7 protein-coding genes and 1 pseudogene are annotated in these 9,404 nt (G+C 49.6%); 4 read left to right on the forward strand and 4 right to left on the reverse strand.

Annotation, left to right across the window (positions count from 1 at the left end; translation table 11 throughout):
• Nucleotides 1–128 precede the first annotated feature (128 nt).
• From HMPREF2959_RS08225 to HMPREF2959_RS11385, 4 genes and pseudogenes are all read right to left on the reverse strand, one after another.
• Nucleotides 129–1,679, reverse strand: a complete 1,551-nt coding sequence (locus HMPREF2959_RS08225; protein ID WP_002240594.1) for a YdgA family protein — start codon at nucleotides 1,677–1,679, stop codon at nucleotides 129–131.
• A gap of 123 nt (nucleotides 1,680–1,802) precedes the next feature.
• Nucleotides 1,803–3,922 (reverse strand): annotated as a pseudogene (locus tag HMPREF2959_RS08235) (TonB-dependent receptor).
• A gap of 268 nt (nucleotides 3,923–4,190) precedes the next feature.
• On the reverse strand, nucleotides 4,191–4,976 hold the full coding sequence (locus HMPREF2959_RS08240; protein ID WP_002243596.1) for an inositol monophosphatase family protein: 786 nt from the start codon (nucleotides 4,974–4,976) through the stop codon (nucleotides 4,191–4,193).
• 9 nt (nucleotides 4,977–4,985) lie between these two features.
• A complete protein-coding gene (locus tag HMPREF2959_RS11385; protein ID WP_002243597.1) occupies nucleotides 4,986–5,156 on the reverse strand; it encodes a hypothetical protein in 171 nt (56 codons plus the stop codon).
• A gap of 63 nt (nucleotides 5,157–5,219) precedes the next feature.
• On the opposite strand from HMPREF2959_RS11385, the gene HMPREF2959_RS08245 reads away from it, so the two are divergent.
• From HMPREF2959_RS08245 to HMPREF2959_RS08260, 4 genes are all read left to right on the forward strand, one after another.
• Nucleotides 5,220–6,035: an RNA methyltransferase gene (locus HMPREF2959_RS08245; protein WP_002217017.1), complete on the forward strand. Its 816-nt coding sequence runs from the start codon at nucleotides 5,220–5,222 to the stop codon at nucleotides 6,033–6,035.
• Between the two features lie 60 nt (nucleotides 6,036–6,095).
• A complete protein-coding gene (locus tag HMPREF2959_RS08250; RefSeq protein WP_002240598.1) occupies nucleotides 6,096–6,953 on the forward strand; it encodes a DUF1853 family protein in 858 nt (285 codons plus the stop codon).
• 203 nt (nucleotides 6,954–7,156) lie between these two features.
• Nucleotides 7,157–7,498 carry a hypothetical protein gene (locus tag HMPREF2959_RS08255; protein WP_002243598.1) on the forward strand — a complete coding sequence of 114 codons (342 nt, stop codon included), beginning with the start codon at nucleotides 7,157–7,159 and terminating at the stop codon, nucleotides 7,496–7,498.
• A gap of 347 nt (nucleotides 7,499–7,845) precedes the next feature.
• Nucleotides 7,846–9,102 (forward strand): RsmB/NOP family class I SAM-dependent RNA methyltransferase, encoded by a 1,257-nt coding sequence (locus HMPREF2959_RS08260; protein ID WP_002213242.1) that lies wholly within the window; start codon nucleotides 7,846–7,848, stop codon nucleotides 9,100–9,102.
• Nucleotides 9,103–9,404: the final 302 nt, after the last annotated feature.

Raw genomic sequence — 9,404 nt, forward strand, 5'->3', positions numbered from 1 at the left:
GCCGTACTGGTTTTTGTTAATCCACTATAAAAACGAATCCGACACGGCTTATCTAAAGGAATGGTTGAAAACGGCAGTTTCCAATACAACAAAATGCCGCCTGAACATTTCAGACGGCATTTGACCCATTACTGCTGCGGCTCTGAAACCATACCGCCTTCATCAAAATCCGGCTCCGGTTCGTTTTGCAACGTTTTACCGTTCAATTTCAACTGATTGTTTTTCAGAGAAATGGCAGTATCAATCTGGTCGCCGTTCAAAGTCAGATATTTTTCCCTTGCCATACTCTGAACCGTACTGTCCACCATCAGGCGCAAGGTCTCGTTGATGTCGTCAAGACTTGCCCTGCCTTCCGCCTCATCTTCGGCATTGACGCTGAAAATATTGCCTGCCTGACTGACCGCCAAGTCTTCCAACATTTTTTGAGGAATACTCATTCTGATGTCTGCCTCGGTTTTCTTCAGCATCAAACCCAATTGGTTCAAATCTTCCTTCTTCAAATCTTTAAACATGATTTTTCCGCCCACATCGATTTTTCCTGACGGCAGCGTGAAACGAAAAGTTTTAATGTCCAATACGGGATTGTTGGTGAACAGTCCAGAAGCCTCGCCTTTGACGGCGGCAATCAAATCATTGCGGATTTGTTCCTCAGTCATTTTTTTGGCAGAAATTTGTGCAAACTTGCGTTTCAATACGGTTAAGGCAGAAGCATCGAGGTGTTCGGCAGCGATATGAATATCCAGCGGGCCGTATTTTTCATCGCCGTAAACCAGTGTGCCAAAACGGAACTGCCCTTCACTGTCGATAAACGCGCCTGATTCCCCGGTCTTGGTTGAAAAAGCCAGTTTGCCGACTTCGATTTTGGAAGGTGCGATGCTGCCGTTGGGATTGATAAACGCGCCAATCTGCAAATCGGTAACAAGATTGACCAGTTCGTTTAACTTGACGTTGTAATCGACACCCTCTTTCCATTCTAGGGAGAATTTTTCCAAGGTCAGATTGCTGCTGCCCAAAGCAAGCGGATTGATGCCGTCTGAAGTTTCCGAATCGAAATGCGCTTTTTCAAACGCGGCATCGCCTTTGTCTGCCAGCTTGATTTTGAACAAGGGCGCATCATAGCTGTTGCGGTAGCTTTTGAAACCTTTTTGATAAACCGTTTTTCCCGTCAATCCTTCCCAGTGCAGCCTGATGCCCGACAGCTCTTCATAATCGAAGGCGGGAACACTGACTTCCATTTTACCGCTGCCGTTAAAATAAACGGTATTGGCAAGGGAAACCGGAGCTTGTTTTCCAAAAAAGCGTTCCAGAACTTTTTCCGTTTCAGGCGCGTATTTGAACTCGGTTTCAATGTGCGCCTGCGTGCCAAATCCGCCGGCAAAAGGGCCGTGCGTGATATGGTTAACCAGCGTAACCGGCTGTTCCAACACTGTTTTCAGGTTATCCGGCAGGTATTTTCGGGCATTATTCAGCAACTCGGGTTTCAGACGGATGACCGTCGTTTCCATAGAGGTAAACCAGCCGCGCTCATATTGGTGCGATTCGACGGTCAAGAAGCCCGTTTCCTGCAATATTTTTTGCTGCTGCGTCAAGCTTTCTTCGGCTTTGACACCCAAATAATAAGGCGTGCCCAAAGCAACGCCGAGCAATGCTGCCGCAACCGAAATCAAAGGTTTTTTCATCACTTCAAACAAGCAGGTTTCAAAGACGCTAGAATAGCATTATTTAAGCGTATCCCGCCATATCTCTTTAAAAGAAATGCCGTCTGAAACCTGTTCGGACGGCATTTTCCAGATGCGGAGAAATCAGAAATCCAATTCCGCCTTCAGCCAGTAAGTACGCGGCAGACCGACGACGGCGAAGCTGCGGTCGTATTGGCCGCGCTGTACCTGCCAGTAGTTTTTGTTGAACAGATTTTCCACCGAGCTGCTGACGGTCAACGTATTTTTGCCGAGCTTGGTTTTGTAGCGCGCGCCTACATCAACCAAGGTATAGGATGGGAAGGCGTATTGTTTTTGCGTGTCTTGGTAAGACTTGCCGAAATACGAAACATTGCTGTTTAAAGTCAAGCCTTTGGCAAACGGTGTATCCCATTCCAAACCTGCCTTGGCAATTACGCGCGGATTGGCGACTTGTACGCCGTTAACCAGCATATCGCGTGAATTTGGATACTCTTTCACGGTCGATTGCAGATACATCAGGCCCAAAGTCGGACGCAGGGTTTTGTTTAACAGGTTAGCATAGGCATTGAACTCGATACCGCGATTGCGTTCCATACCTTGCTCGTCGCCGGCTACGCCGCCTTGCGCCTTATAGCGGGCGAAATCGGAATTGTTGCCATAGGTCAGCGTTGTTGTTACCCCTTTTGTTGTCTTGGTAGTTGTATGACCGCGCCAGTAGCCGGGCGTTTGATTTGGAACGCGTTTAACGTGGTTACGAAATTGCCCCAGTTTTTACGCACGCCCACTTCAAACTGGCGGCTGACACGCGGTTTCGCCATTGTCGTTTCGCCGGAATCATCGGTTTTGATGTCGGCAGGCTCCAAGTCTTCCATATAGTTGCCGTACACAACCAAATCAGGTTGCGGCACCCACGCCGCCATCAGCATCGGGCTGAAACGTTTGGCATCGCCGCTCTGTGATTTTTTGTCGGTATATTCGACTGTTTGGAAACGTTCGCCCAAAGTCAGGCGGTATTTGTTATCCACGAAGCCCAAGGTGTCGGACAAAGCCAGGCTGTTGACTTTGATATTGGCATCCAAGTTGGCAGAGTTCTCCCAAGAATTGGGATAGTCGGCTGTAAACGATGCCAATTGATTCGCAATATTTTCGTTTGCCTTCACTTCTATCTTGCTGTTGCCGTTCCCGCTGCCGTTTATGGTTTTCCGCTGGCGGATAACGCGGTCGAAAGCCATACTCCAGTTATGTGTTACCGGGCCGGTTTCAAATTCGCCGCGTGCGGTCAGGTTCATACTCAATGTGCGGAAATATTGGTCGGTCAGGCGCGCAGTACCGGTATTGTAGTCATAGTTGCGTGCCGTTACTTTGCCGCTGGCGTTTGTGTTTTGCATATCGGTACAAGTGCTGGTAGCATTCAAACATACGGTCGGGGAAATCAGCGTGCCGTAATAGCGTGCCTTGTTGTAGCCGATACCGCCTGTAATCTGTGCATTATCAAACGCATCCCATTCAAACGTAAGCATATTGGTTTGGCCGGCGGTATTTTGCCAGTTCCAAGAAGGCAGCAGGTTGGTTTTACCATCGGGCGCGCCAAACAAGCGTCCGCCGGCGTTTTGAATGTCCTGCATACGCGCGCGACCGCCGTTGGTTTTGCGTTTTGCGTAGATGGAATCGAACGCTACGCGCAGTGTTTCGCCGCGATAGTCGGCATTTACCGCAAATTCTTTGTTGTCTTCGCTGTAACCGTGGCGCGGGGTGTCGCCGTGGCGCAGTTTGCCGTTGGCGCGCACGCCGAATGCTTTGTTTTCGCCGAAACGTTGGCCCAAGTCGAACGTACCTTGGGCGCGGTTGTTACTGAACCAGCCCAAACCGATTTTGCGGTTGCCTTCATCGGCGGCTTTTTTGGTTTCGATATTGACGGAACCGGATACCGCACCTTCAGGGTCCATGCCGTTTACGGCAGTGGATGCGCCTTTAATCAGTTGTGCCGATCCAACTTGCACGCTTGCCGTGCCTTGCGTGCCGTACATACCTGCCAAACCGTTGACGCTGAATTGGCGCGCATCAAGCTGATAACCTCTGAAATACAGTCCGGTCAGCGTGTTGCTTTCGCCGCCGAACTGCCAAACGGAAGCGTCTTTTTTCGCTACGGCATCCACCAAAGTACGCGCTTCGGTGTTATTGAGGGCTTGTTCGTCGTAATTGACGACGGTAATCGGTGCGGTAAAGGCGTTGGCTTTGCCCATTCACTTGGTGCTTCAGCACCTTAGAGAATCGTTCTCTTCGAGCTAGGGCGAGGCAACGCCGTACTGGTTTTTGTTAATCCACTATAAACAAATCGCACAGGGTTCTCCGTTTAATCAGATATGGGTTTCCATCCTCGGCAGTTTGGGGCATTTGACCGTTTCCGCCGTCCTGCCGCGTTGCCAATAAAAATGCCGTCTGAAATATCGGCGCGATACTTCAGACGGCATACCCGCCCGTTTTCCCATATTTTCGGGAAAGGGCTGAAATTTAAACGTGTGCGGAAATGATTTTCAGCATCTGCGCCAATACTTTGGGATTGGCGGCGACAATATCGCCGCTTTCCAACCAAGCGTCCTCACCCGTCATATCGGTTACGATACCGCCCGCTTCCTGAACAATCAATGCACCTGCGGCAATGTCCCACGGTTTGAGGTTAAACTCGAAAAAGCCGTCAAAACGACCTGTTGCTACAGCACACAAATCCAAAGAAGCCGCGCCTTCACGACGGCCGCCGGCGGTTTTTGACAAGAAATCTTTCAAAATCGCCAGATACTTGTCCATCATGCTTTGATCGACAACAGGGAAGCCGGTACCGATCAGGCAGCGGTTCAATTCGATGCGGTTGGAAACGCGGATGCGGCGGTCGTTGAGCAACGCGCCTTTGCCGCGCGAAGCCATATATACGTCGTTGCGTTCGGGGGCGTAAACCAAAGCTTCTTGCAACACGCCTTTGTGCAGCAGCGCCATAGAGATGGCGTATTGGGGATGACCGTGAAGGAAATTGGTCGTGCCGTCGAGCGGATCGATAATCCATTCGTACTCGGCTGCGGCTTTGCCGTGGGAGCCGCTTTCTTCACAAGTGATTTTGTGGTGCGGATAGGCTTCTTTCAAAGCCTCAACCAGGATGATTTCGGAATTGCGGTCAACATCGGAAACAAAATCGTTGAAGGCTTTGCTGTCGGTTTTGACGGCATCGAGGTTACCTGCGGCGCGTATCATCATCTGACCGGCACGGCGGGCGGCTTTAAAGGCTGTATTCAAAAACGGATTCATCAGATTTCCTTAAGGGTGGCATACCGCCAGTTCGAACGTACAGTCCTTCGGAGCGGCAAAATCGGAGTTTATTTGGTTGGGGTAAATCCTGCCAAATCGGGTAAAATACCGCCCGACGCGTGTCTGCTTCAGGCGCAACGTTAAATTTCCGACGTTGTTAAAGAACATTTCAGACGGCATTTTACCGTCCGAACGAAAAAGACGGCGCATTATACCCTATTCCATTCCGACCGAAAACCGAACATGACTACTCTCAAACCCGCCCTGCCCGCTTATCTGGACAACATCCGCATCATCCTCACGCGCACCAGCCATCCCGCCAACATCGGCTCTGCCGCGCGCGCGATGAAAACAATGGGTCTGCACAAACTGACCATCGTCGCCCCAAATCTGATGGCAACGCCGATGACGGAAAACCCGCCCGTGTTTGACCCGGAGCATCCTCAATCGTTTAAATTACCGGAAGAAAGCTTCATCCTCGCTTCCGGCGCGGCAGACGTTTTGGAAAATGCCACCATTGCCGCTTCTTTGGACGAAGCCCTTGCCGACACCACCATCGCCTGCGCCCTGACCAGCCGCCGCCGCGAAATTACTGCGCCGCTGCAAACCCCGCGCGATTTGGTATCCGAATTACTGCAGACCGCAAACCGAGGCGAGAAAGTGGCACTGGTTTTCGGCAACGAGACTTTCGGCTTGAGCATCGAAGAAGTCCAAGCCTGCAACCGACTGATGACCATCAACGGCAATCCCGACTATTTCTCGCTCAACCTCGCCCAAGCCGTGCAGGTCGTGTGCTACGAAATCTTCAGCCAAACCGGTTCGCCCATGACCCATCTTCAACAAGAAGACCACGCTGCGACCCACGAGCAAATCAAAGGCATGGTCGCCCACATGGAAAGCGTGATGAACGACATCGGCTTTTTCAACCGCCGCAACGGCGAGCGTCTGATGCGCCGTATGCAGAGCCTGTTCGGACGCGCCAACACGCAAACCGAAGACATCGATATCCTGCGCGGTTTTTTCAATACCGTCAGCCATCGTATCCATAAAAAAGACTGATTAAGGCCGTCTGAAAACATTTCCAGCTTTTCAGACGGCATGACTGATATTCGGATAAGCATGAATTACGCCCTAGACGCATTATGGTGGAAGCTCACCAGCCAACCCGTCCGCGACCTCGCCTCGCTGCTGACTGCGCCGCCTTTGTGGCAAAGCGGTTGCGAATTGGGCGTGCGCGAACTATTGGGGGAACGCGGTTTCCGCTATCTTTTGGCATTGGATGCCGATCCCGCGCCGCTGACGGAACACCTCACCCGACGCGCCCCGTTCGGACACCGCCTCGGCATTTACGCCGAAGAACTGCTGGCATTTTGGTTTGCCAACGCGCCACACGCCGAACTGCTCGCGCACAACCTCACGGTTTCCGGTTCGGACGGCAATACGCAAGGCGCGGCGGATTTTGTGGTAAGGCTTAACGGCAAACCCTACCATATCGAGCTGACCTGCAAATATTACGGCGGCGGCACGGGCAGGCTCGAAGACATGCGCGGACTCGACCCCAAAGACACGCTGTTGGGAAAAGCCGCCAAACTGACCGCCCAACTCGGTCTGCCGCACACTTCAGACGGCATCCGAACCTTGCGGCAACACGGTCTGCCGCTTGACGTAAAACCCGTTTCCATCGTGCGCGGCATCGGATTTTTTCCGCAAGGTTTCAACGCCTTTGAGCCGCCGCTTAATCCATACGGCTGGCGCGGTATCTATATTCAATATTGGGCGGAATATGGGTTTGAACGCCAAGAAGCACGCTACCACCTGCTCGACCGTATGGCCTATCTCGCGCCTGCGCGTGTTGCCGAAACCGAAGCATTGAACGAAACCGAAATCCGCCGTATCGACCAAGGCTTGATTGCTGTTTTGGAATTGCGCCCCGACGGCTTTTGGCACGAAATCGAACGCATTATGAAGGCCGTCTGAAACCCTTTCCCAACATTAACGCGTATATCTATTGAGAGGCTTAGTGATGGAAATCTCATTTCCCATACAATTTATGAAAGAGTCATCCGAGTTAATAAGGATATTGGATATGATAAATATAACAACAACATGCCAACTAATATTATGACGATCCAAACAAATAAGTATGGTAATTTAATAACTACGACCCCAGGTAGAATACAATGAAGAATAATGTTAAAAATTGGACAACTAAAGAAGTCAAGCAATCATTAGATAAATTTAATAATATTTTAATTAAAAATACTTTTCTTCTTCAGTATCTGAAAAAAGAGTTTTCAGCTTCAAGTGCTTATTGTTTGTCTATGCTGCCTGAAGAAGTAGATATATATGAAATATTGGTTAATGGGAATATTATTATTGATTTAGAATTTAATAAACATACAAATGAAACAGTTGTTATTAATGTTACTGATGTTGATGAATACTTGAAAACTTTAACCAATGAGAGTGGTAGAGTATTTTTTACATTAGCAAAAGAAATCGGCAAACAGAAAAACATTTAACAAGAGCGAAATACAAATTAAAAACTCAATGGAGTGATGGCATATTTAGGATAGATATGCTGAACGAAGAAAATAAATTTTGTTTTTTTCCTCATGTTTTGGGGAGTGATTACAAAATGAAATCGCTGATGTGATTATATCGGATGCTGTTCAAGCGACCTGAAAATAGAACTTTTTTCAGGCTGCCTTTGTAGTTAACGGAGAAATTTAGACAAATCCCGATTGCGCACTTTTAACACATCTTTCTTATTGCGGATAGAATACTAAGTAATGATAAAGATGCTATTGTTATTTTAAGGACGTTAGATTGATTATGAATAACCCACAGTAAGAGAACCCATTACATTATGAACGCCGCACAACTCGACCATACCGCCAAAGTTTTGGCTGAAATGCTGACTTTCAAACAGCCTTCCGATGCCGTCCTCTCCGCCTATTTCCGCGAACACAAAAAGCTCGGCCGCCAAGACCGCCACGAAATCGCCGAAACCGCCTTTGCCGCGCTGCGCCACTATCAAAAAATCAGTACCGCCCTGCGCCGTCCGCACGCGCAGCCGCGCAAAGCCGCACTCGCCGCACTGGTTCTCGGCAGAAGCACCAACATCAGCCAAATCAAAGACCTGCTTGATGAAGAAGAAATAGAGTTTCTCGGCAATTTGAAAGCCCGTAAAACCGAGTTTTCAGACGGCCTGAATACCGCCGCAGAATTGCCGCAATGGCTGGTAGAACAGCTGCAGCAGCATTGGCGCGAAGAAGAAATCCTCGCCTTCGGCCGCAGCATCAACCAAGCTGCGCCGCTCGATATACGCGTCAATACCTTGAAAGGCAAACGCGATAAAGTGCTGCCATTGTTGCAAGCCGAAAGTGCCGATGCAGAGGCAACGCCTTATTCGCCTTGGGGCATCCGCCTGAAAAACAAAATCGCGCTTAACAAACACGAGCTGTTTTTGGACGGTACGCTGGAAGTTCAAGACGAAGGCAGCCAGCTGCTTGCTTTATTGGTGGGCGCAAAACGCGGCGAAATCATTGTCGATTTCTGTGCCGGTGCCGGCGGCAAAACCTTGGCTGTCGGTGCGCAAATGGCCAATAAAGGCAGAATCTACGCCTTCGACATCGCCGAAAAACGCCTTGCCAACCTCAAACCGCGTATGACCCGCGCCGGACTGACCAATATCCACCCCGAACGCATCAGCAGCGAACACGACAGCCGTATCGCCCGACTGGCAGGCAAAGCCGACCGTGTGTTGGTGGACGCGCCCTGCTCCGGTTTGGGTACTTTACGCCGCAATCCCGACCTCAAATACCGCCAATCTGCCGAGACCGTGGCCAACCTTTTGGAACAGCAACACAGCATCCTCGATGCTGCCTCCAAACTGGTAAAACCGCAAGGCCGCTTGGTTTACGCCACTTGCAGCATCCTGCCCGAAGAAAACGAGCTGCAAGTCGAACGTTTCCTGTCCGAACATCCCGAATTTGAACCCGTCAACTGCGCCGAACTGCTGCAAAACCTGAAGATTGATTTGGATACCGGAAAATACCTGCGCCTCGATTCGGCAAAGCACCAAACCGACGGCTTCTTCGCCGCCGTATTGCAACGCAAATAAACCGGTTTGAGACCTTTGCAATAACATAGGTTACTAAAATTTTATGCTCAATCTCATTTTCAAAATGCAAAACTTTTCTGATTTTTCCTACTTTTTGCTCAATATTAGGAAGGTTTTAGGCAATTGAAAATTTTTTGGCGCATTTTTATGCGTCAAATTTCGTTAACAGACTATTTTTGCAAAGGTCTCGGTTTGAACAAAATGCCGTCCGAACCCTTTTCAAAGCGTTCAGACGGCATTTCATCAATTATAGTGGATTAACAAAAATCAGTACGGCGTTGCCTCGCCTTAGCTCAAAGAGA

The sequence above is a fragment of the Neisseria sp. HMSC070F02 genome, from assembly GCF_001814225.1.
GTDB lineage: Bacteria > Pseudomonadota > Gammaproteobacteria > Burkholderiales > Neisseriaceae > Neisseria > Neisseria meningitidis.

Excerpts from the sequence above, each read along its gene's own strand:
- HMPREF2959_RS11385 (WP_002243597.1), bottom strand. The coding sequence starts at position 5,156 with ATGCCGTCTGAAATGTTCTTTAACAACGTCGGAAATTTAACGTTGCGC.
- HMPREF2959_RS08240 (WP_002243596.1), bottom strand. The coding sequence starts at position 4,976 with ATGAATCCGTTTTTGAATACAGCCTTTAAAGCCGCCCGCCGTGCCGGT.
- HMPREF2959_RS08245 (WP_002217017.1), top strand. The coding sequence starts at position 5,220 with ATGACTACTCTCAAACCCGCCCTGCCCGCTTATCTGGACAACATCCGC.
- HMPREF2959_RS08225 (WP_002240594.1), bottom strand. The coding sequence starts at position 1,679 with ATGAAAAAACCTTTGATTTCGGTTGCGGCAGCATTGCTCGGCGTTGCT.
- HMPREF2959_RS08250 (WP_002240598.1), top strand. The coding sequence starts at position 6,096 with ATGAATTACGCCCTAGACGCATTATGGTGGAAGCTCACCAGCCAACCC.
- HMPREF2959_RS08260 (WP_002213242.1), top strand. The coding sequence starts at position 7,846 with ATGAACGCCGCACAACTCGACCATACCGCCAAAGTTTTGGCTGAAATG.
- HMPREF2959_RS08255 (WP_002243598.1), top strand. The coding sequence starts at position 7,157 with ATGAAGAATAATGTTAAAAATTGGACAACTAAAGAAGTCAAGCAATCA.